21 protein-coding genes, 1 other RNA gene and 1 pseudogene are annotated in these 21260 nt (G+C 61.8%); 17 read left to right on the forward strand and 6 right to left on the reverse strand.

The window, feature by feature from the left end:
• Positions 1–44: 44 nt before the first annotated feature.
• Positions 45–785, reverse strand: coding sequence for an SDR family oxidoreductase (locus NKH05_RS15205; RefSeq protein ID WP_352482982.1), 741 nt, complete (start codon positions 783–785; stop codon positions 45–47).
• Between the two features lie 405 nt (positions 786–1190).
• Here NKH05_RS15205 and NKH05_RS15210 point away from each other — a divergent pair, with 405 nt between their 5' ends.
• Positions 1191–2987 carry an acetolactate synthase 3 large subunit gene (locus tag NKH05_RS15210; RefSeq protein WP_353025641.1) on the forward strand — a complete coding sequence of 599 codons (1797 nt, stop codon included), beginning with the start codon at positions 1191–1193 and terminating at the stop codon, positions 2985–2987.
• Positions 2988–3069: 82 nt separating this feature from the next.
• Here the strand turns inward: NKH05_RS15210 and ssrA are convergent.
• Positions 3070–3425, reverse strand: a transfer-messenger RNA (tmRNA) gene (ssrA, locus tag NKH05_RS15215).
• Positions 3426–3587: 162 nt separating this feature from the next.
• Here ssrA and NKH05_RS15220 point away from each other — a divergent pair.
• The 6 genes from NKH05_RS15220 (at position 3588) to NKH05_RS15245 (ending at position 8124) form a co-directional block, all read left to right on the forward strand.
• Positions 3588–3899 carry a DUF2853 family protein gene (locus NKH05_RS15220; RefSeq protein WP_023676702.1) on the forward strand — a complete coding sequence of 104 codons (312 nt, stop codon included), beginning with the start codon at positions 3588–3590 and terminating at the stop codon, positions 3897–3899.
• 113 nt (positions 3900–4012) lie between these two features.
• The gene (locus tag NKH05_RS15225; RefSeq protein ID WP_352482986.1) at positions 4013–4807 is read left to right on the forward strand and encodes a thymidylate synthase; all 795 of its coding nucleotides are present in this window, start codon (positions 4013–4015) and stop codon (positions 4805–4807) included.
• 273 nt (positions 4808–5080) lie between these two features.
• Positions 5081–5872 carry a molybdate ABC transporter substrate-binding protein gene (gene modA / locus NKH05_RS15230; protein ID WP_031194508.1) on the forward strand — a complete coding sequence of 264 codons (792 nt, stop codon included), beginning with the start codon at positions 5081–5083 and terminating at the stop codon, positions 5870–5872.
• Between the two features lie 15 nt (positions 5873–5887).
• Entirely contained in the window at positions 5888–6592 is a 705-nt protein-coding gene (gene modB / locus NKH05_RS15235; RefSeq protein WP_352495174.1) for a molybdate ABC transporter permease subunit, read from the forward strand.
• Positions 6589–7701, forward strand: a complete 1113-nt coding sequence (gene modC, locus NKH05_RS15240) for a molybdenum ABC transporter ATP-binding protein (protein WP_023720813.1) — start codon at positions 6589–6591, stop codon at positions 7699–7701. Before modB ends, modC begins: the two co-directional genes overlap by 4 nt.
• 81 nt (positions 7702–7782) lie before the next feature.
• Entirely contained in the window at positions 7783–8124 is a 342-nt protein-coding gene (locus tag NKH05_RS15245) for a winged helix-turn-helix domain-containing protein (RefSeq protein WP_023676697.1), read from the forward strand.
• Between the two features lie 33 nt (positions 8125–8157).
• Here the strand turns inward: NKH05_RS15245 and cobF are convergent, their stop codons facing one another.
• Positions 8158–8931 (reverse strand): precorrin-6A synthase (deacetylating), encoded by a 774-nt coding sequence (cobF, locus tag NKH05_RS15250; protein WP_023720812.1) that lies wholly within the window; start codon positions 8929–8931, stop codon positions 8158–8160.
• A 141-nt stretch (positions 8932–9072) separates the two neighbouring features.
• On the opposite strand from cobF, the gene NKH05_RS15255 reads away from it, so the two are divergent.
• The 5 genes from NKH05_RS15255 (at position 9073) to NKH05_RS15275 (ending at position 14479) form a co-directional block, all read left to right on the forward strand.
• Positions 9073–10083, forward strand: a complete 1011-nt coding sequence (locus tag NKH05_RS15255) for a DUF4424 domain-containing protein (RefSeq protein WP_352788458.1) — start codon at positions 9073–9075, stop codon at positions 10081–10083.
• Positions 10083–10601, forward strand: coding sequence for a dihydrofolate reductase (locus NKH05_RS15260; RefSeq protein ID WP_292664361.1), 519 nt, complete (start codon positions 10083–10085; stop codon positions 10599–10601). The genes NKH05_RS15255 and NKH05_RS15260 overlap by 1 nt, the downstream gene beginning before the upstream one ends.
• 160 nt (positions 10602–10761) lie before the next feature.
• The gene (hflK, locus tag NKH05_RS15265) at positions 10762–11856 is read left to right on the forward strand and encodes an FtsH protease activity modulator HflK (protein ID WP_023720809.1); all 1095 of its coding nucleotides are present in this window, start codon (positions 10762–10764) and stop codon (positions 11854–11856) included.
• A complete protein-coding gene (hflC, locus tag NKH05_RS15270) occupies positions 11856–12818 on the forward strand; it encodes a protease modulator HflC (protein WP_023720808.1) in 963 nt (320 codons plus the stop codon). The genes hflK and hflC overlap by 1 nt, the downstream gene beginning before the upstream one ends.
• 143 nt (positions 12819–12961) lie before the next feature.
• On the forward strand, positions 12962–14479 hold the full coding sequence (locus NKH05_RS15275) for a DegQ family serine endoprotease (protein ID WP_353025643.1): 1518 nt from the start codon (positions 12962–12964) through the stop codon (positions 14477–14479).
• Between the two features lie 47 nt (positions 14480–14526).
• Here the strand turns inward: NKH05_RS15275 and NKH05_RS15280 are convergent, their stop codons facing one another.
• Both NKH05_RS15280 and serB read right to left on the reverse strand, forming a co-directional pair.
• Complete coding sequence (locus tag NKH05_RS15280; protein ID WP_352639698.1) at positions 14527–15099, reverse strand: GNAT family N-acetyltransferase; 573 nt, start codon at positions 15097–15099, stop codon at positions 14527–14529.
• Complete coding sequence (serB, locus tag NKH05_RS15285) at positions 15096–15917, reverse strand: phosphoserine phosphatase SerB (RefSeq protein WP_352495198.1); 822 nt, start codon at positions 15915–15917, stop codon at positions 15096–15098. The genes NKH05_RS15280 and serB overlap by 4 nt, the downstream gene beginning before the upstream one ends.
• A gap of 49 nt (positions 15918–15966) precedes the next feature.
• Between serB and miaA the strand changes: the two genes are divergently transcribed.
• From miaA to NKH05_RS15300, 3 genes are all read left to right on the forward strand, one after another.
• Complete coding sequence (gene miaA / locus NKH05_RS15290; RefSeq protein WP_353025644.1) at positions 15967–16938, forward strand: tRNA (adenosine(37)-N6)-dimethylallyltransferase MiaA; 972 nt, start codon at positions 15967–15969, stop codon at positions 16936–16938.
• A gap of 104 nt (positions 16939–17042) precedes the next feature.
• Positions 17043–17837: a GGDEF domain-containing protein gene (locus NKH05_RS15295; protein WP_023720804.1), complete on the forward strand. Its 795-nt coding sequence runs from the start codon at positions 17043–17045 to the stop codon at positions 17835–17837.
• A 129-nt stretch (positions 17838–17966) separates the two neighbouring features.
• Entirely contained in the window at positions 17967–18353 is a 387-nt protein-coding gene (locus NKH05_RS15300; RefSeq protein ID WP_023720803.1) for an ester cyclase, read from the forward strand.
• Between the two features lie 44 nt (positions 18354–18397).
• Here NKH05_RS15300 and NKH05_RS15305 read toward each other — a convergent pair whose 3' ends face one another.
• Positions 18398–20227 carry an ATP-binding protein gene (locus NKH05_RS15305; RefSeq protein WP_352788453.1) on the reverse strand — a complete coding sequence of 610 codons (1830 nt, stop codon included), beginning with the start codon at positions 20225–20227 and terminating at the stop codon, positions 18398–18400.
• Between the two features lie 151 nt (positions 20228–20378).
• Between NKH05_RS15305 and NKH05_RS15310 the strand changes: the two genes are divergently transcribed.
• The gene (locus NKH05_RS15310) at positions 20379–20945 is read left to right on the forward strand and encodes a helix-turn-helix domain-containing protein (RefSeq protein ID WP_352855230.1); all 567 of its coding nucleotides are present in this window, start codon (positions 20379–20381) and stop codon (positions 20943–20945) included.
• A gap of 4 nt (positions 20946–20949) precedes the next feature.
• Positions 20950–21257 (forward strand): annotated as a pseudogene (locus NKH05_RS15315) (hypothetical protein).
• Positions 21258–21260: the final 3 nt, after the last annotated feature.

Genomic DNA, 21260 nt, shown 5'->3' on the forward strand with positions numbered 1-21260 from the left:
TCTTGCAACTGTTCCTCGCAATGGTTCGCGAGGTCTGGCCATCACTAGACCAATCGCTGGCCACCATCGACATGAAGCACGGTTCCGGTGATGAAGCCGTTATGCATCAGGGACGTGATAGCTTGGGCAACGTCGGCTGCCCGGCCGATCCGGCCGACGAGCAGACGCTTTGCCATGGCGTCCAGCGCAGCCGTCTTTCCGCTGCCGACGACGGCATCCCAAATCGGCGTGTCGACCCAGCCCGGCGAGACGACATTGACGCGGATCGGCGCCAGTTCGACGGCAAGCGCGTAGGCGAGTGAGCCAAGGGCCCCATTAACGGCTGCCACCACCGAGCCTTTCGCCGCCGGACGATAGGCGGCGATGCCCGAGGTCAGCGTGATCGACCCCCTGGGCGTCAGATGAGGCGCGCCGTGTTTGGCGAGAAGAAGCGGCGCGACGACTTTGGAATCCATCACTTTCCGCGCTATCGAGACGTCCATCTCGGGAAGCAACACATAGACGCCGATGATGTCTGCGGCGGTCGAGACGATGTGGTCGAGCGTACCGACGTCCTCGAACAGGCGCTGGACCTCGTCCTCGCTTGTGACGTCGGCTGCGATCGTCCTCAGCCTTTCCGGGTGAGGCAAGTGCTGCCGTGCGGCCGACAACCGGTCCTCGGAGCGGCCGACGATCGTAACCTCGGCGCCGGCAGCAAGCTGCTGTTCGGCAAGCGACAGTCCCATGCCGGAACTGCCGCCAACGATCAGGATGCGTTCGGGTGTTGGTGTGGTTTCCTGGTTCATCTTTTCTCCATCAGGTAGCTCGCGGGGCGTGACCGACACGCGGCGAGAAACTGAAGCCTTGTTCGACAAAGGCAGGGGAGAAGGGAAACGGGAAGATACGAATGCTGCCATCGGAAATTCCGATGAAGGGAAGCCCTTGGGTTTTCGCCTTGGCCTGAGACGCCTTAGCCTGAGACGTTGACGATGCGCGATTTTCTGTGTTAGCAGCGATGATCATGAAGATCGCTATGGTTCTTGCAGTGGTAGGAAAGCGCATGGGCAGGATGGTGTAACCATCCGGCGACAGCCACCCGTGCGCGACAAACAGGCTCCTGACGGGGCCTTTTTTTATGCCCGAAATTCTTCTTACGCCCGATTTCGGCGATGCCCCGTCAACCCATCCTCATCACGCTACGGGACAGAACCATGACAAGCGATAATTCCATTCAGGATAGGAGCAACCGCATGACAGGAGCGGAGATCGTTCTCCGCGCACTCAAAGACAATGGTGTGGAGCATATTTTCGGCTATCCCGGCGCGGCTATTTTGCCGATCTATGACGAGATATTCCAGCAGGACGATCTCAAGCATATCCTTGTGCGCCACGAACAGGGCGCCGGCCATGCCGCCGAGGGTTATGCCCGGTCCACGGGCAAGGTCGGCGTGATGCTGGTCACGTCAGGCCCAGGCACGACGAATGCCGTGACGCCCCTGCAGGACGCACTGATGGATTCAGTGCCGATCGTCTGTCTGTCCGGACAAGTGCCGACAACATTGATCGGCTCCGATGCCTTTCAGGAATGTGACACGATCGGCATCACGCGATCCTGCACCAAGCACAACTCTTTGGTCAAAGACGTCGATGACTTAGCGTCAGCGATCCATAGGGCGTTCCACATCGCCCAGTCGGGGCGACCGGGGCCTGTTCTCGTCGACATGCCAAAGGACGTTCTGTTTGCGTCCGGCATGTACACGCCGCGTTCGGACGTTGCTGCGCTGAAAAATTATCAACCGAAGCTGCAGGGCGACATCAACAAGATCGGCCAGGCGATAGCGCTGATGGCCAATGCCAGCCGTCCCGTTATTTATGCCGGCGGCGGCATCGTCAATTCCGGCCCGAAAGCATCGACATTGCTCCGGGAGCTGGTTCAACTGAGCGACTTTCCGGTCACCTCGACGCTTATGGGCCTTGGAGCTTACCCCGCCTCCGGCAAGAACTGGCTCAAGATGGTCGGTCTGCATGGTTCCTATGAGGCGAACATGGCGATGCACGATTGCGACGTCATGATCTGTATCGGCGCGCGCTTCGATGACCGCGTGACCTCGCGTGTGGATGCTTTTTCGCCCAACTCCAGGAAGATACATATCGATATAGATCCGTCCTCGATCAACAAGAACGTCCACGCCGATATCGGCATACAAGGCGATGTCGGCAATGTTCTGGGTGACATGGTTCGTCTATGGCGCGCATTATCTCAGAAACCGGATGGAAGCCGCCTTCAGGACTGGTGGAGAAAGATCGCCGCCTGGCGCGCATGCAATTCGTTCTCCTATGAGATGAACAACGACGTGATCATGCCGCAATATGCGGTGCAGCGCCTTTACGAGCTGACGAAGGATCGCGACACATACATCACCACTGAAGTCGGCCAGCATCAGATGTGGGCGGCCCAATTCTACGGCTTCGAAAAGCCGAACCGCTGGATGAGTTCGGGCGGCCTGGGGACGATGGGTTACGGCCTGCCGGCGGCGCTCGGCGTGCAGATCGCTCATCCGGACAGCCTCGTCATCGATATCGCCGGCGACGCGTCGGTTCAGATGACCATGAAAGAGCTGTCGACGGCAGTCCAGTACGACGCGCCGATCAAGATATTCATCCTGAACAACGGATATATGGGCATGGTTCGCCAGTGGCAGCAAATCCTTCATGGCAACCGCCTCGCGCATTCCTATTCCGAGGCCTTGCCCGATTTTGTCAAATTGGCCGAGGCGTTCGGAGCGGTCGGCCTGCGCTGTGACAAACCAGCCGACCTTGACGATGCGATACAGGAAATGATCGACGTGGACCGGCCGGTGCTCCTCGACTGTCGTGTTGCCAAGCTCGCCAATTGTTTTCCGATGATCCGGACGGGCAGAGGGCACAATGAGATGCTGTTGCCCGATGAGGCTACTGGTGAAACATTCGCCGGTGCGATCGACGCGGTCAGCCAGGGGCTGGTATAAACGCCGCGGCGTCTTGAGCGTATCAGGGCGCATAAAAAGCCCAGCCGGCGAGGCCTGCAGCTGCACATATCAAAAAAGAAGAAATGGAGGTTTCTGTTGCCAGGTACCTCCGAACCCCGCCTAGAAGTGCGAACCACTAGGGCTTGAATTGAAGCTATCGCACCGCTTACGCGGCGAGACGTGCTTCCGCATAGTTGTCGTTGGCAACTATAAGTTTAGCCCGATAACGGTGGTACAATGCCGGGCAAAAGTACGATCTTTACACCTTCGTCGATCCTATTTCGCCCCCAGCAAAAGCCGCTCTTGAGCAGCGGTTTTTGGTGGAGGCGCCGGGTACCGCCCCCGGGTCCGAACGGCTTATTTCATCGCCTGTTTATCACCATAGTCGGTCGAGCCGACGAGGCGAATATAGGGACTGGCGGTGGAAAATGAAAGGCCGGAATGCCACTTTCGTCCGTGTCAAAGTGGATCATCAAGGGGTTGACTTGCAGCCGGTCTCAACCGAAGCTTTGTGGCGGTGAGGAGACCCAGCGCACAGTTGCGGCAGCGCGCCACAATCCTCATCGACCGGATCCCGTGGCGCCGACGAGGGGAAATTCGATGGCCGATTATCTCGCAGACGTAAAAAAATATGATGCGGCGGCGGATGCCGACGCGGTCGCCAAGATCGTCAAGCATCTGGGCATCGCGCTCAGGAACCGCGATTCCTCGCTGGTGTCCTGCACCGACCCGGAGGAACTGAAGCGCGTCAGGAACAGCTGGGTCGCTGGCAAGCTCGGTGTCACCGACGGCGCCAAGGCGGATGCGGCTATCGAAAAGACCTGCAAGGCGATGGCGGCCGACAACAGCAAGAGCCGGGTGACGTTCTATTATCTTGTCGCCAAGGATCTGGGCATGCTCGGCTCGCTCTGAACAAACTCGCCGCTGATGCTGGCGAGGCTTCTGCTGGAATTGTCTCGCTTTGCTGTGTTCGGCCGACGGTCATTCGGCTATGATGGCTGACAACCCGAATCGGACCGGAGCCGATGCGCCAGTATCTCGACCTTCTGAAGCATGTGCTGGAAAACGGCGCAGATCGCGGCGACCGTACCGGCACCGGAACACGCTCGATATTCGGCTACCAGATGCGCTTCGACCTGGCCCGCGGCTTTCCGGTCACCACCACCAAGAAGCTGCACCTCAAGTCGATCATCCATGAGCTTTTGTGGTTCCTGGCCGGCGACACCAACATCAAATATCTCAACGATCACGGCGTCTCGATCTGGGATGAGTGGGCCGACGAGAATGGCGATCTCGGCCCGGTCTATGGCAAGCAATGGCGTTCGTGGCCGGACGGCCATGGCGGCGCCATCGACCAGATTGCGAATCTTCTGAAGGAGATACGCAAAAATCCTAACTCGCGGCGGCTGATCGTTTCGGCGTGGAACCCTGCCGAGGTAGAGGCCATGGCGTTGCCGCCCTGCCACTGCCTATTCCAGTTCTATGTTTCGGAAGGCAAGCTTTCCTGCCAGCTCTATCAGCGCTCCGCCGACATCTTTCTCGGTGTGCCCTTCAACATCGCTTCCTATGCGTTGCTGACGCTGATGGTGGCGCAGGTGACCGGATTGAAACCCGGCGATTTCATCCACACGCTCGGCGACGCGCATCTTTACTCGAACCATTTCGAGCAGGCGCGCGAACAATTGCGGCGTACGCCCAAGGCGTTGCCGACGCTATGGATCAATCCCGAGGTGAAGGATCTCTTTGCCTTCGGCTTCGAGGATTTCCGGCTCGACAACTATTTCGCCGACGCGACGATCAAGGCGCCGATCGCGGTTTAGCACCCTACCTGACTGTGCATATCGAAATTGCCTACTGCGGCTACGCCCTCGGACGTTGTCAGCATCCATCTTGATCGACCGACGTCTGTGGTGCGCGCAACAGATTCCATGCGATATTTTCTTCGACCTCGATACCGCTGTATCTAAAGGAGGTTATCGCAGGCGGAGAAAACCGCAGCTCAGAATGCCGTCGCCTGGTAAAGAGCTTTCCTTGTTATGTTCACATGGATATATCGATGGACGGCTTCGGGCGATCCGAGACGAGGAGAGTTCATGCTGGCGCGCAAAGGTTCGACGACGATTGCCATCGCGGGTCTCGCTGCCATGCTGATGGCCGCGGTGCCGGCGGCCCATGCCGATGACAAGGTGGTCGTGTTTGCCGCGGCGAGCCTGAAGGACGGGCTCGATGCCGTCAACAAGGCCTGCGAGGCCAGTGTCGGCGAGGCGGCAACCATTTCCTACGCGGCGAGCTCGGCGCTGGCCAAGCAGATTGAAAGCGGCGCGCCGGCGGACGTGTTCATCTCGGCCGATCTCGACTGGATGAAATATCTTTCCGACAAGGAGCTGACCAAGCCCGACACCGAAGTGAAATTGCTCGGCAACCAGATCGTGCTGATCGCGCCGCAGGATTCCAAGGTTGAAACCAGGATTGAAAAGGGTTTCGATCTTGCCGGGCTCGTGGGTGACGGCAAACTTGCCATGGGCGATTTCAAGGCGGTGCCGGCAGGCAAATACGGCAAGGCGGCGCTCGAATCGCTCGGTGTCTGGTCTTCCGTCGAAGGCAACGTGGCGCAGGCCGAGAATGTGCGCGCCGCCCTAAAGCTGGTGTCGACCGGCGAGGCAGCACTCGGCATCGTCTATGCCACCGACGCGCATGCCGAGCCTGGCGTGAAGGTGGTCGGCACTTTCCCCGACAATACACATCCGCCGATCATCTATCCGGTTGCCCAGCTTGCGGATTCGAAGGGCAAGGATACCCCGGCATTCCTGAAATGCCTGCAATCCGCCAAGGCTGGCGAACTCTTCAAGGCGCAAGGTTTTACCGTGCTTGCGCCGAGCAACTGACGAACGGCCCTGAGCATGAGCTGGCTGCTGGATCTCGCTCCCGACGAATGGAATGCGGTCCGACTGTCCATCAAGGTGGCGACCGTGGCGATGATTGCCAGCCTGCCGCCGGGCGTAGCGATCGCTCTTGTGCTCGCCCGCGGCCAGTTCTGGGGCAAGACGCTGCTCAACGGGCTGGTGCATCTGCCGCTGATCCTCCCGCCGGTGGTGACCGGCTATTTGCTGCTTTTGACTTTCGGCAAGCGCGGTCCGGCCGGAGCTTTCCTGGCCGAACATTTCGGCATCGTTTTTTCCTTTCGCTGGACCGGCGCCGCGCTCGCCTGCGGCGTGATGGGTTTTCCGCTGATGGTGCGGGCGATCCGGCTGTCGATCGAAGCGGTCGACCGCAAAATCGAGGCGGCCGCCGGCACGCTCGGCGCCAATCCATTATGGGTGTTCGGCACGATCACGCTGCCGCTGATCCTGCCCGGCCTGATCGCCGGTGCGATCCTCTCCTTCGCCAAGGCGATGGGCGAATTCGGCGCGACGATCACCTTCGTCTCCAACATTCCGAACGAGACGCAGACGCTGCCGTCGGCGATCTACACTTTCACGCAGGTTCCCGGCGGCGACGCCGGCGCGCTCAGGCTGACGCTGATCTCGATCGTCATCTCGATGGCGGCACTGGTCGCCTCGGAAGTGCTGGCGCGACGCGTCGGCCGGCGGATGGACATCGAATGACGGTTCAGGTCGACATCAGCCACCGGCTTGGCGATTTCGCCGTCAATGCCCGCTTCGAAAGCGCCGGGCGGCTGACTGCGCTGTTCGGGCCTTCCGGCTCCGGAAAGACGACGCTGATCAACCTGATTGCCGGGCTGATCCGCCCGGACAAAGGCCGTATCGCGGCCGACGGCCGTGTGCTGGTCGATAGCGATGCCGGCTTGTTCATGCCGAAGCACAAGCGGCGGATCGGCATGGTGTTCCAGGACGCGCGGCTGTTTCCGCATATGAGCGTGGCGAGCAATCTGCGCTATGGCCGCTGGTTCACGCCGGCTGCTGAGCGCTACGCGGATATCAATGGCGTGGTCGAACTGCTCGGGATCGGCCATTTGCTCGACCGGCGGCCGGCAAAACTCTCCGGTGGCGAGAAGCAGCGCGTGGCAATCGGCAGGGCGCTGCTTGCCAGTCCGAAATTGCTGCTGATGGACGAGCCGCTGGCGTCGCTCGACGAGGCGCGCAAGGCCGAGATCTTGCCTTATATCGAGCGGCTGCGCGACGAGACGAAAATCCCGATCGTCTATGTCAGCCACTCGATCGCCGAAGTGGCGCGGTTGGCGAGCGACGTCGTGGTACTGATGCAGGGCAAGGTCGCTGCTTCCGGTCCAACCGGAGTGATCATGCAGCGTCTGGATCTATTGCCGGCCGAAGAGCGCGGCGAGGGCGGTGCCGTGCTGGATACCGCGGTTCTGCGCCACGACGAGGCGTTTGGCATGACCGTGCTTGGCTCGGCGGCGGGCGAGATCCGTGTGCCGCTTCTGGCAACGCCGGTCGGTGCGCCGGTGCGCGTCCGCATCCGCGCCCGCGACGTGATGATCGCCACCGAGCAGCCGGTTGGCCTCAGCGCGCTCAACATATTCCCGGGCGCGATCATGGCGATAAAGCCGGGCGAAGGGCCTACGGTCGAGATCGGCATCGACTGCAATGGCGCAACCGTGCTTGCCCGCATCACTGAACAGTCGCGGCAGACGCTAGGGCTCCAGCTTGGTCGAAAGGTCTTCGCGGTGGTCAAGACGGTGAGCTTCGACCGGGCAAATACCGGCGCCGGCCTCCCCGCCGAGGCGGATGGGTGAACGGCCGATGATTCGCTATATCGTGTTGGAATAGCGGTATCGCTGGAGAACTTGTAGAATGGCGTGACCGCGGAGGAGCAAATGCCGTCGCTGAGCTTGCGGATAAATCTCGATCCAGATGGCCGCATCGGGCCGGGCAAGATCGAGCTTCTGGAACAGATCGCTGCCTTCGGCTCGATTTCGGCCGCGGCGCGCGGCATGGAGATGTCCTACAAGCACGCTTGGGATCTGGTCGAGGACATGAACCGCGTGTTCGGCAAGCCGCTGGTTGCGGCACAGACGGGCGGCAAGAAAGGCGGTGGCGCCCAATTGACGTCGGTCGGGCTTGCGGTGGTCAGCCGCTTCCGCGCCATCGAGCGGGCTGCGTCTTCAGCAGCGGCGGCGCATATGGAGGCGCTGCAGGCCGAGATCGATGCTGCGTGAACTCGGCGGAATTCATGCCGCGCTCAATCCCTGTCACTCCTCAGGCTCGCCCGGCTTGCGCAGCAGATAGGTGTCCATGATCCAGCCCTTTTTCCGGCGGGCCTCCTCACGAGTGCTGACGATCTCGTCGCTGACGTCGCCAATCCGGCCCGAGATGATGATCTCGTCGGGTGTGCCGAGATAGGCGCCCCAGTGGACGCTAACGTCCTTGTCGGCCAGCGTGTTGAAGGCGCATTTGCCGTCCAGCATGACGATGGTGCTGCCGGCGTTTTCGGGCAGACCTTCCTCGGCGAGCCGGCGGCCGGTGGTGATCAAAATGGCGTCGCCGATGCGGTTCAATGCCATTTTGTGACTGGCTGCGAGTGCCTGGATGGCGGTGATGCCAGGGATGACCTCCAGTTCGAACGCGACATTGCCTCTGAGGCGCACGCGCTCCAGGATACGCAGCGCGCTGTCATAGAGCGAAGGATCGCCCCAGATCAGGAAGGCGCCGCAGCCATCTTCGGGGAGTTCGCCGCGAATCAGGCCTTCATAGATCGCGGCGATCGCCTCGTGCCAGTCGTCGACGGTCGAGCGGTAGGAAGGCGCCGGCTCGGCGCGCACCGGCACATCGAATTCAACGCGGCGCGAGTTCGGATTGATGACGAAGCGGTCGCAGATCTGGCGGCGCAATTCGGCGAGATCGTTCTTCTTCGCGCCCTTGTCGGGGATGAACAGCACGTCGGCCCGATTGAGGCCGTTGATGGCCTGGACCGTCATGTGCTCCGGATTGCCGGCGCCGATGCCGATGACAAGAAGCTTGCGCATGAGCGAACTCCTGCCCGATCGAGACCGGCGTGTCTAGACCGACACGACAAGCCGGCACGCGCCGGCGCGTTTGCCGAAAGGCTTTGAAACGCCACATTGAACGGCTAGAGTCATGTTGGCATTTTCGCCGGGGGAGTTTCCATGTTCCGTTACGTCCTGACCGCAGCCTTGGCGCTCTCGGCTACGCCCGCACTCGCCAATGATTCGGTCGCCGAACTCGGCACCGGTGGGCTGATCCTGTCGCGCAGCGATGCGGTGGCGATGGAAAGCGAGGATCTCTACATCTCGCCGGAAAAGGTGACGGTCGATTACGTCTTCCGCAACAACACCGACAAGGATGTCGATGCGATCGTCGCCTTTCCGATGCCCGACATCGAAGGCGACCCCGAAGAAATACCGGCGATTCCCGAGGCGCAGAGCGACAATTTCCTCGGCTTCGAAGTGACGATCGACGGGGTGCCGGCAAAGCCGCAGCTCGAGCAGAAGGTGTTCGCGCTCGCCATCGACATCGGCGCCGACCTGGAGGCGCAGGGCGTGCCTTTCTATCCATTCGGCGATGCGGCCAAGGCAGCGCTGGCAAAGCTGCCGCAAGCGGTCACCGACGACTGGGTCAACCGCGGCATCATCATCGAAGACACTGCCGATGACGGTTCGGGCATGAAGACCGTCTATACGCCGTTCTGGCAATTGCGCTCGACCTATTGGTGGCGCTCGACCTTTCCGGCCAACAAGGCGGTGCATGTCTCGCATCGCTACAAGCCGAGCGTCGGCGGCACCTCCTCGGTCAGCTTCTTCTATGACGGCCAATTCCAGGGCCAGTATGCCGCCTACAAGACCCGCTACTGCATGGATGGCACGTTCGAGAATGCCGTGCGCAAGGCAGCCAAGGACGATCCCGACGGCTACCCCAAATATTTCGAGAACCGCATCGCCTATATCCTGACCACGGGCGGCAACTGGGCGTCGGGAAACATCGGCACGTTCAAGCTGACCGTCGACAAGGGCGATCCGAAGAACCTGGTCTCGTTTTGCGGCGAAAACGTCAGGAAGATCGGACCGACGACGTTCGAGATGAAGGCGCAGAACTTCTACCCCGAGCACGACATTGACATATTGCTGCTGGAGCCATCCGATGGCGGGAACGGCGGCTGATGGACCTCGCGATCTACGTCGCCATCGCCGAGAACGGCGTGATCGGGCGCGAGGGTGGGTTGCCGTGGCGGCTTTCCACCGATCTCAAGCGGTTCAAGGCCGATACGATGGGCAAGCCTATCATCATGGGCCGCAAGACCTATGAAGGCATCGGCCGGCCGTTGCCGGGCAGGCTCAACATCGTGGTGACGCGGGACAGGGCATGGCGCGCCGAGGGCGTAGAAGTCGCGCACTCGATCGAGGACGCAATCGCGCTGGCGACGGTGCGCGGGCGCTGCATGGCAGGCGCCGACGAGATCTGCGTCATTGGCGGCGGCGAGATCTATGCTCAGGCGCTGCCGCTGGCCGATCGGCTGCACGTCACCCATGTGCTGGCCGCGGTCGACGGCGACGCCCATTTCCCGCCGATCGACCCGGCACTATGGCGGATAGTCCACTCACAGGAGGTTGAGGCCGGTGAGAAGGACAGCCATGCGACACGCTATTCGGTTTACGAGCGGCGCCGCGATGTGAATTGAAGACGACAAAGCGTCGCGACAGGTCTAAATGGACCCAAAGGCGGACTGTGACGGCAGCCGATCGCGTTGAAAGCGTGCCGTTGCATCCCTATAGAAGAATAATATTGGATTTTGCGCCGGTGAGCCGGCGCTTGAGGGAATTCCAAGCGAAAGGACATTCATGCCCTGGAACGACAAGAGCGGCGGCGGCGGCCCGTGGGGCGGCGGCAACAATCAGGGACCTTGGGGACAGGGACCCAAGGGACCCAGCGGCCCGCAGGGCTCGCCTCCTGATCTCGAGGATATCATCCGGCGTGGGCAGGACAGGTTGCGGCGCGCACTGCCGGGCGGCGGTGGCGCGAGCCCGGCGGTGTTCGGGCTGATTGCTGCGGCGCTGGTGGTGCTGTGGGCGTTCAAGGCGGTCTACACCGTGCAGCCCGACGAAGTTGCGGTGGAGCTCAGGTTCGGCAAGCCGAAGGCGGAACTCTCGCAGCCTGGCCTGCATTTCCATTGGTGGCCCATTGAAACGGTCGAGACCGCCAACATCGCCGAGCAGCTTGTCAGCATCGGTGGCGGCAGCACCAGCGGCAATGGTCTGATGCTTTCCGGCGATCAGAACATCGTCAACGTGCAATTCTCTGTGGCCTATCAGGTTTCCGACCCGAAGGCCTATCTGTTCGACGTGTCCGACCCCGGCGGCATGCTGCAGCAGGTCGCCGAAAGCGCGATGCGTGAAGCGGTCGGCCGGCGCCCGGCGCAGGACATTTTCCGCGACGACCGGCAAGGAATTGCGGCGTCGGTGCGTGAGATCATCCAGACGACGCTGGACGGCTACAAGGCCGGCCTCAACGTCAACGCCATTTCGATCGAGGATGCCGCGCCGCCGCGCGAGGTGGCGGACGCGTTCGACGAGGTGCAGCGGGCCGAACAGGACGAGGACAAGTTCGTCGAGCAGGCCAATCAGTATTCCAACCAGAAGCTCGGCCAGGCGCGCGGCGCTGCCGCGCAGATCCGCGAAGACGCGGCCGCCTACAAGAACCGGGTCGTGCAGGAGGCCGAAGGCGAGGCGCAGCGCTTCATCTCGGTCTATGACGAATATGCAAAGGCGCCGGAGGTGACGCGCAAGCGGCTTTACCTGGAAACAATGGAGAGGGTGCTGAAGGATTCGAGCAAGGTCATCGTCGAGCAAGGCAATGGGCAAGGGGTCGTTCCCTACCTGCCGCTGCCCGCATTGCAGCAGAAGGCGCCGGCACCGGCCGCCGGAGGAAACCAGTGATGGCCAACCGTCTTCCCGTCATTGCGGTCATCGCCGCGGTCATCCTGTTCCTGCTCTATTCGTCTGTCTTCGTCGTCAATGCGCGGCAGCAGGCGCTGGTGCTCAGGTTCGGCGAAATCGTCGACGTCAAGAACCAGCCAGGCATCTATTTCAAGGCGCCGTTCTCCTTCTTCGATGCCGACACCGTGCAGCTGATCGAAAACAGGGTCCTGCGCTTCGACCTCGATAACATCCGCGTCCAGGTTTCGGGCGGCAAGTTCTATGAGGTCGATGCCTTTATCGCCTATCGTATCTCGGATCCGCGCGTGTTTCGCGCCGCGGTCTCCGGCCAGATCGAACTGGCCGAGGCCCGGCTGAGGACGCGTCTCGACGCCGCCTTGCGCCGCGTCTACGGCCTGCGCGACTTCGAGGCGGCACTCTCGGAAGAGCGCGCCGTGATGATGCGCGAGGTACGCGATCAACTGAGGCCCGACGCCACCTCGCTTGGCCTGCAGATCGAGGATGTCCGCATCCGCCGCACCGATCTCACGGCTGAGGTCTCGCAGCAGACCTTCGACCGCATGAAGGCCGAACGTCTCGCCGAAGCCGAGCGGCTGAGGGCGCGAGGCAATGAGGCAGCGCAGCGGATCAGGGCCCGCGCCGACCGTGAAGTGGTGGAAATCGTCGCCGAAGCGCAAAAAGAGTCTGAAATCCTGCGTGGTGAAGGTGAAGCCCAGCGCAGCGCGACGTTTGCCGGGGCCTATCAGCGCGATCCGGCCTTCTTCGATTTCTATCGATCGATGAATGCCTATGGCACGGCGCTGAACAGCACCGGAACGACGATGGTGCTGTCGCCGAATTCCGAGTTCTTCCGCTTTTTCCGCGACCCGAACAGCAAGGAAACGCTCGCGGCACCGGCGGCACCACCGCCAGCGCCGCCCGCTCCCGCCGCGCCAGCGGCACAGCCAGGCACCGGCCAGTAGGGCCGGTGCAGGGGAAGCCGGCGTAATGGAGGATTTATCCTCTGGCGGTAGCCGTAGCCGCAAACGTGCCTTATTTCTTGCCAACATGACGCGACGCGGCGTTTTTGCCGAAGCGCTTTTTTAGAACACCCGGAGGCCTTTCGATGACATCCACCACCCTTCTGCGTGCAGCGAGGCGGACGTTCATCGCCGGGGCCGCTGCGCTTCTGGTCGGCGCCGTTGCCGTTCCGTCGTTCGTGATGCCGACAGTGGCAGCCGACGGGCCACCCTCGGTTGCCGATCTCGCCGCCGGCCTGCTCGGCGCGGTGGTCAACATCTCGACTTCGCAGACGGTGAAGGGCACGGAGGGTCCGGGCGCCGTGCCGATGCCGCAGCTCCCGGAAGGCTCACCCTTCCAGGACTTCTTCGACGATTTCTTCAAGAACCGCGGCGGCGACAAGGGCGGCGGCGGGCAAAAGGTGCAGTCGCTGGGCTCCGGCTTCGTGGTCGACGCCGAGCAGGGCATCGTGGTGACCAACAACCACGTCATTGCCGATGCCGACGACATCGAGGTGAATTTCTCCGACGGGGTGACGCTCAAGGCGACGCTGGTCGGCACCGACACCAAGACCGACGTCGCGGTGCTGAAGGTCGATCCGAAAGGGCACAAGCTGACAGCGGTGAAGTTCGGCGATTCCAATACGATGCGTGTCGGCGACTGGGTGATGGCGATCGGCAATCCGTTCGGTCTCGGCGGCACGGTGACGGTCGGCATCGTCTCGGCGCGCAATCGCGACATCAATTCCGGCCCGTATGACGACTTCATCCAGACCGATGCCGCGATCAACCGCGGCAATTCCGGCGGACCGCTGTTCAACAGCAGCGGCGAGGTCATCGGCATCAACACGGCAATCATCTCGCCGTCGGGAGGCTCGATCGGCATCGGCTTCTCCATTCCGTCGCAGCTCGCCTCGGGCGTCGTCGACCAGCTTCGCCAGTTCGGCGAGACGCGGCGCGGCTGGCTCGGTGTGCGCATCCAGCCGGTGACCGACGACATTGCCGAAAGCCTGGGCATGGCGACCGCCAAGGGCGCGCTGGTCGCCGGCGTCATCAAGGGCGGACCGGTCGACAACGGCACCATCCAGGCCGGCGACGTCATCATCAAGTTCGACGGCAAGGACATCCATGAAATGCGCGACCTGCCGCGCGTCGTGGCGGAAAGCCCGGTCGGCAAGGCGGTCGACGTGATCATCGTGCGCAAGGGGGTCGAGCAGACCGTGAAGGTGACGCTCGGCCGACTCGAGGACGGCGAAAAGCTTGCCAGCGGCGGTGAAAACGGCAACACCGACCAGGACGATGCCGACAAGGCGCCTGCCGTTTCGACGGCTGCCGTGCTTGGCATGACGATCGGCGAGCTCAACGACGAGACGCGCACGAAATTCGGCATCGCCGCCGACGTCTCCGGCGTCGTCGTGACCGACGTCACCAAGGATTCAGCCGCTGCCGAACGCGGCATCCAGCCGGGCGAGGTGATCACCGAGATCGCGCAGGAATCGGTCGCCACGCCCAAGGACGTCATGGACCGGATCGGCGCGCTGAAGGAGCAAGGGCGCAAGAACGCGCTTTTGATGCTGGCGTCGAAGACCGGCGAGCTGAGGTTTGTGACAATCCGGATGGATTGAGTCCGGAAGAGCCTGTAACACTCTGATCTTGAAAAGAAAAAGGGCGGCTAGCGGGCCGCCCTTTTTCTTGCTTGCCAGTCTGTGCGTGACAGCCTGTAGAAGACATGTCGCCTGAGTGCGGTGTGGCTGTCCGGAACGCCGGGATGGTCGAAATCGGAGGCCGGGTCGGCGATCATGTTCAGGCGCTCCATGACGGCAGTGGACCGGCTGTTATCCTTGACTGCGAAGGACACGATTTCGTCGAGGCCAAGTCTTTCAAAGCCATAGGTGAGCCAGGCATCGGCTGCTTCGGTGACATAGCCGCGGCCCCAGAATTCGGGTGCCAGCCGCCAGCCGATCTCGATCGTGCCGGGCGGCAGGAATGGCAAATGATCGGTTCGGGTTATGCCGACGAAGCCGATGCATTCACCTGTGGCTGTGATCTCAGCGGCCGCGAAGCCGAAGCCGTTGCGATCGATAGCGGCGCGCAACTCCTCCATCTTGGCATCCGACTGGGCACGGTCGCGCCGAAACGGAAAGAATTCCATGACGCGCTCGTCGGAATTGATGCGATGGAAGAGCTCGCGGTCACGATCTTCCCAGTTGCGCAGGATCAGGCGTTCGGTGCGGATCGGCGTCACTCGACAAATTCCTCCCGGCGATAACCCTGCAGATAAAGCAAGGCGGTGAGGTCGCCGTGGTCGATGCGGATCTTTGCCTCGGCTGCCACGGCCGGCTTGGCGTGCAAGGCGACGCCGATGCCGGCAAGACGGATCATGTCGAGATCGTTGGCGCCGTCACCCACGGCAATGGCATCGGCAGGCGTCAGGCCGAGGCGGGCGGAAATCTCGATAAGGGCTTCGGCCTTGGCGGCGCGGCCGAGGATCGGCTCGGCGACCAAGCCGGTGAAGCGGCGATCCTGCTCGATCAGCCGATTGGCGCGATTTTCGTGAAAACCGAGCAATGCTGCGATGCGGGTGGTGAAGATGTCGAAACCACCGGAAATCAGCGCCGTCCACGCGCCGTTGGCCGCCATTGTCTGGACGAGCGTGCGACCGCCGGAGGCAAGCGTCAGGCGATTGTCGATGATGCGGTCGATGATTGCGGCATCGAGACCCTTAAGCAGCGCCACGCGCTCGCGCAAGGCCGGCTCGAATGCGATCTCACCGTTCATCGATCGCGCCGTGATGGCGGCGACGCGATCCTTGACGCCGATCTCGTCGGCAAGCTCGTCGATGCATTCCTGCTCGATCATCGTCGAATCCATGTCGGCGATCAGGACCTTCTTGCGCCTGTTCTCAGCCGGTTGGACGGCCACGTCGATGGGTTCGGAAGCAAGCGCGGCATGCAGGCGGGCCGTTATTTCGGAAGCTTCGGCGGTCTCCGGCAAATCGAGCTCGCAGGCGATGCCTTCGGCCAGCCAGCGAACAGCGCTTGCGCCGACAGACCCAGACGCCATATTCGCTAGCGTCGGCGTCAATGCGCGGCCGGCGGGATGGGATAGAAGCGTGGCGATCAGCATCGAAAATTCCAGCGGACAGGCGGGCGAAGGCCGCGTGAAGAACGCGATCCTGATAGCCGGGCCGACCGCCAGCGGCAAGTCGGCGCTCGCACTCGACCTCGCCGAGCGCAATGGCGGTGTCATCGTCAGCACCGATTCCATGCAAGGCTATTCGGTGCTCGACGTGCTGACGGCGCGGCCGGGTGCTGCCGAACTCGCCCGCGTCCCTCACTTTCTTTATGGACACGTCGATCCGTCCACCGCCTATTCCACCGGCGCCTGGCTGCGTGATGTCATGAAGCTGATCGACGACGGCACGCTTTCGGCGCGGCAAGTGATTTTCGTCGGCGGTACCGGGCTTTATTTCCGGGCGCTCACGGAAGGTATTTCGGAGATGCCCGACATTCCGCAGTCGATCCGCGAGCGCTGGCGCTACGAGCTGCAAGAACAGGGCGCTGTGAGATTGCACCGCATCCTGTTGGGCGAGGATTCTGCGGCCGGCATGATGCTGAGGCCGACGGATGGCCAGCGCATCGTGCGGGCGCTGGAGGTGCTCGACGCGTCGGGCCGCTCCATCCTGGACTGGCAGGCCGCGCGTGGCCAGCCGTTGATCGACAGGAGCAGCGCGCGCTTTTTCGTCATCGAGCCGGAGCGGGCGGCGCTGGTGGAGCGGATCGATGCCCGCTTCGACCGCATGCTGGACAAAGGGGCATTGGACGAGGTGAAGCAGCTTTCGGCGCTCGGCCTCGATCCCGACCTGCCGGCGATGAAGGCGATCGGTGTACGCGAGCTTCAGGCCGCGCTGGCCGGCGCCATCAGTTTTCCCGAGGCTATCGAGCGTGCGAAGATCGCGACGCGGCAATATGCAAAGCGGCAGGCGACCTGGTTCAGGCACCAATTGGGTCCGGAATGGCACAGGTTGCGTCCCGGTGAGGGGATCAACTGGGTGATCTCACCCCCTCCTTCGAGCGCAACCTGAAAAGTCGACATCGAAGGGACATTTCGCGTTGAAGTTGTCCAGGTTAACTGTCCGTAAGCTCCCGCATGCCATAAGATCGATAGGAACTTTTCAACGGGGAGCAGATGCATTTCCACAAGGCGGAATCAGCGTTTTTCGTCTTTATTTTTGTGATCCTGGCCGCCGGCCTGGTGACGCTTTACGCCTATGGACTCCTGCAAACCCTGGCGGCCGACATTAGCAATACGCCTTCGGAACTCGATGAAATCGTCTATCTCAACAAGCTGCTGTTTGCGATCGGCGTGCTGCTGGCGACTGCGCTGTTCTTCGGCATTTTCTTCATCTATCCGCTGATCCGAAAGCAGGCGACGGAAGAAGGCAAGCTGCGCGCGATGACAGTTTCACTCAGTGCGCGCTCGGAGACGCTGGAGCATGCGGCGCTGACCGACAGCCTCACCGGCATGCAGAATCGGCGCTATTTCGACGATGCGCTGAAAGAATATCTCGAGGAGTTTCGCCGCATCGAAAAACCAGTCGGGCTGATGATCCTCGATCTCGACCACTTCAAGCAGGTCAACGACAGCCACGGCCACGATGTCGGCGACGAGGTGTTGCGGGCCGTCGCCAACTGTCTCAAGGACATGACACGCTATCACGACGTGGTGGCGCGCCTGGGCGGCGAGGAGTTCGCGGTGGTCACGCCCAATATGGACGCCGAGCTGCTATCCAAATTCGCCGAGCGCATCCGCAAGGCGATCGCCAGCATGTCGGTGCTGACAGGCAATGTCCGACTGAAAATCACCACCAGCGTCGGGCTTGCCGTCTGGGACCGCAAGGAAACCGCCGAGGAGTTCTATCGCCGCGCCGACCGCCAGCTCTATGAGGCAAAGAGGCAAGGCCGCAACCGCGTCTGCGCCTGAATCCCGTCATTAAATTCGTGATGCTGGCCGTCTAGTGCCGTTTTCTGTGCTTCCGGTGCTCGCAGACCGACGTCGCCAAATAAGCTGAGACGGCGCCTTGCAAGGCTTGTGGGAGATAGAGGTGTTGCCGTGATCAAATCCGACCTCTCCGATCTTTACCGAGGCTATATTGCATGTCTGAACAAGCAGGATTGGCCAAATCTGGGGCAGTTTGTTCATGATGAAGCGATCCACAACGGTCGGCCGCTCGGATTATCCGGGTACCTCGAAATGTTGGAGAGAGACTTCGATGAAATTCCGGACCTTTACTTCGACATTCGGCTATTGGTTGCCGATCCGCCTTATATAGCGAGCCGGCTAAGCTTCAACTGCACCCCAAGGGGAACGTTCCTTGGGCTCGATGTAAGCGGGAAGAGAATTTGGTTTACCGAGAACGTATTCTATGAGTTTCAGAGAGGGAAAATTCGCCAGGTATGGTCCGTTATAGACAAGGCAGCCATCGAAGTTCAGCTTTGATGGTTGCCGACGCACCGATGAGGTCTGCCTAAACGTCGCTCGGCTCAATCGTTCTGGGGACGCAGGCCGAAGGTCGCCGGCTTGAGGCCGTAGCGCAAGTCGAAATCCTCGTCCCGCTGGGTACGTACGGCCGGCGGTTTGCGATAGTCGGAATCGCCGGCCTGCCGGCCCGGATCAATGACTTCCGCGAACGGCATTGCCTGTTGTGGTCTAGGCACGTTGCGCAGCCGTTCGACGATCGCAACGAGGTCGACATCGTTGCCGGTTTCGGAGGGCAAGGCGTCCTCGCGCTTGGCCGTGCCGGGGATCAAATCCTCGGAGAGTTTTTCGAACTTCATCCGCATCGTCGTCGCCACGCCTTCTCCGAAGGCGATGGCCTCGCGCTGGCCCATGGAGGAGAGGAACGCCAGCGTCGAAGCCGAGGAATCGGCGATCGCCGAGCGGATGATCGCCTGGTCCTGCTCATTGGCGAGCCGCATGGCGAAGAACGTCGAGCACTGCGACAGGATGGTCGGATCAAGCTCGCCCGGGCGCTGGGTGACGACACCGAGATAACAGCCATATTTGCGGCCTTCCTTGGCGATGCGCGACAGCGCGTGCCGGGTCGGCGCGAAACCGAGGCGGGGATCGGCCGGCATATAGCGATGCGCTTCCTCGCACAGGAAGAGCAGCCGCAAGCGGCCTTCGCTCCACAACGCCAGGTCGAACGCCAGCCGCGCCAGCACCGAGCATACGGAATTGACCACCTCGGACGGCATACCGGCCATTTCGAAGCAGGTCACCGGGCGGCCGTGATGCGGCACGCGGAAAATGTTGCCGATCGTCTCGTGAATGGTGTCCTCGATCAGGCGCGAGTTGAACATGAAACGGTAGCGCGGATCGGATGCCGCCGATTCGATACGTGTCTTCAGTGACCTGAGGGTTGGACGATCGTTCTTGCTTTCCAGCAATCCCATGCGTTCGTCGACCAGCTTGATGAGGTCGGCAATGCGATAGGGTACCGGCGCGTCGGCGGTCAGCGCGTCGGTGCTGCGCCGCAGGTAGTTGCCGGTGTTCGGATTGCGATAGAGGTTCTTGGCCGCGGGAATGAGATCGCGCAAGGCGTCGACCTCTTCCGGCACCGTCTCGCGGCCGCGAAACAGCACCTCGGCGAATTCCTCGAGTTTGAACATCCAGAAGGGCAGGTCGAGCGTCGTCGAATCGACCCTGAAGCAATATTCGGGCAAGGACGCGGCGAACTCGTTGTGTGGATCCAGGATCAGCACGCGCAGGTCGGGCCGGGCGGCAATCGACTTGCGCAAGAGCAGCGAGACGGCGGTCGATTTGCCGACCCCGGTGGTGCCGACAATGGCGAAATGGCGCGCCAGCGTATCGTCGATGGCAATATTGGCGTCGATAGCCTCGTCCTGCGACAGCGTACCGATGGTGATCGAGTGACGCCCGGCGAGATCGTAGACGGCCTGCAGGTCGCGGCTGCGGATACGATGGGCAATGGCGCCGATATGCGGATAGGTCGTGATGCCGCGGTCGAACACCGGCTTGGCGCCGGGTTCGGCGCCGTCGCGCACCTCGCCGATCAATTCGATGCTGACCTCGATCGGATTCTGGCCCTCGCTGCTCCAGGCACGATCCGACTTGCCGATTTCGTAGACCAGGCCGACGGTTCGTGATGTACCGAGATTGATCGAGATCATCTTGCCGACGCTCCATAGGCCGGTGACCGTGCCTTCGATATCGTCGGCATAGGCGCTGATGGTGGCGCGCGCGCCATCGCATTGCACGACATTCCCCAGAATCCGCTTGTCGTTCTGCTCCGCCCTGCGGCGCTCCAGCAAAGTCGGTTCTCCAATGGAGGTTTCGCGTTCGACGAGCATGGACAGGCCGATCCCCTTTTCCCAAACAATGAGCCTAGGCGAACGGGGTTAAGGTGGGGTGAGGCCGGATGGTTTAGCGGACATTAAGGAGTTTGCGAAAACTGGACGAAACGGCCGTCGCCCGAGCGCGGAATATCGCTATAGTGGATGAATGGATAATATAGCGAACGATATCTCATCGACTATCGGCAGAAGGATACATGCCGAAAGGGTGGCTCGTAGCTGGTCCCTGGCGGAATTGGCGGAGCAGTCCGATGTTTCGAAAGCCATGCTGAGCACGATCGAGCGCGGCATGACGAGCCCGACGGCGGCACTCCTCGTGCGCATTGCGGCCGCGTTCGGTATGACGCTTTCCACTTTGATCGCAAGGGCGGAGTCGCAAGGCGGTGGCCTGCTTCGCGAACGTGACCAGCCGGTCTGGCGCGATCCGTCTACGGGTTATGTGCGGCGGCACCTTTCGCCGGTTTCGGACATGCCGCTCGAACTGATCCGGGTCCAACTGCCGGCGGGCGCCAAGGTGAGCTTCCCGGCGGCCTCCTATGCCTTCATCAGACAACAGATCTGGCTGATCTCCGGGCAGCTGGAATTCGTCGAGGGCGACGTCATTCACAGGCTCGACCCCGGCGACTGCCTGGCGCTCGGCGCGCCATCCGATTGCGTCTTCCACGCTCCGGGGCCGGGCGCCGCCGACTATCTGGTTGCATTGGCCAGGAGCTGAGACGATGGCGCGCCGTCCGAAACGCTCCGACATGGCGGTCCGCCGCTCGGCGACTACGACGGTCCGCCTTGGGGCAAGGGAGACCCCTATATCTTTCTTGCCTGGCGGACCGCCCATGCCCAGGCATGGAAAGTGCCGAGCCGCGAGATCATGCTGATGCGGCTGGACAAGGCCGAGCGGCTGGGCCTGACTTATGAGGAATACACGCTCGAACTGCTGGAACGCGGGCGACATCTGCAAGAGGAAGACGCCGAGCGCATCGGGGAAATCCGCCGAGCCAGGAAACGGAAGCGGACCAGTCATTTCGACTGACTG

Origin of the sequence: Mesorhizobium sp. M1399, assembly GCF_040317735.1 — a bacterium.
Taxonomy (GTDB): Bacteria; Pseudomonadota; Alphaproteobacteria; order Rhizobiales; family Rhizobiaceae; genus Mesorhizobium.

Coding starts and splice junctions, on each gene's coding strand:
- NKH05_RS15205 (WP_352482982.1), bottom strand. CDS start 785: ATGAACCAGGAAACCACACCAACACCCGAACGCATCCTGATCGTTGGC.
- NKH05_RS15210 (WP_353025641.1), top strand. CDS start 1,191: ATGACAAGCGATAATTCCATTCAGGATAGGAGCAACCGCATGACAGGA.
- NKH05_RS15220 (WP_023676702.1), top strand. CDS start 3,588: ATGGCCGATTATCTCGCAGACGTAAAAAAATATGATGCGGCGGCGGAT.
- NKH05_RS15225 (WP_352482986.1), top strand. CDS start 4,013: ATGCGCCAGTATCTCGACCTTCTGAAGCATGTGCTGGAAAACGGCGCA.
- modA (WP_031194508.1), top strand. CDS start 5,081: ATGCTGGCGCGCAAAGGTTCGACGACGATTGCCATCGCGGGTCTCGCT.
- modB (WP_352495174.1), top strand. CDS start 5,888: ATGAGCTGGCTGCTGGATCTCGCTCCCGACGAATGGAATGCGGTCCGA.
- modC (WP_023720813.1), top strand. CDS start 6,589: ATGACGGTTCAGGTCGACATCAGCCACCGGCTTGGCGATTTCGCCGTC.
- NKH05_RS15245 (WP_023676697.1), top strand. CDS start 7,783: ATGCCGTCGCTGAGCTTGCGGATAAATCTCGATCCAGATGGCCGCATC.
- cobF (WP_023720812.1), bottom strand. CDS start 8,931: ATGCGCAAGCTTCTTGTCATCGGCATCGGCGCCGGCAATCCGGAGCAC.
- NKH05_RS15255 (WP_352788458.1), top strand. CDS start 9,073: ATGTTCCGTTACGTCCTGACCGCAGCCTTGGCGCTCTCGGCTACGCCC.
- NKH05_RS15260 (WP_292664361.1), top strand. CDS start 10,083: ATGGACCTCGCGATCTACGTCGCCATCGCCGAGAACGGCGTGATCGGG.
- hflK (WP_023720809.1), top strand. CDS start 10,762: ATGCCCTGGAACGACAAGAGCGGCGGCGGCGGCCCGTGGGGCGGCGGC.
- hflC (WP_023720808.1), top strand. CDS start 11,856: ATGGCCAACCGTCTTCCCGTCATTGCGGTCATCGCCGCGGTCATCCTG.
- NKH05_RS15275 (WP_353025643.1), top strand. CDS start 12,962: ATGACATCCACCACCCTTCTGCGTGCAGCGAGGCGGACGTTCATCGCC.
- serB (WP_352495198.1), bottom strand. CDS start 15,917: ATGGCGTCTGGGTCTGTCGGCGCAAGCGCTGTTCGCTGGCTGGCCGAA.
- NKH05_RS15295 (WP_023720804.1), top strand. CDS start 17,043: ATGCATTTCCACAAGGCGGAATCAGCGTTTTTCGTCTTTATTTTTGTG.
- NKH05_RS15305 (WP_352788453.1), bottom strand. CDS start 20,227: ATGCTCGTCGAACGCGAAACCTCCATTGGAGAACCGACTTTGCTGGAG.
- NKH05_RS15310 (WP_352855230.1), top strand. CDS start 20,379: ATGGATAATATAGCGAACGATATCTCATCGACTATCGGCAGAAGGATA.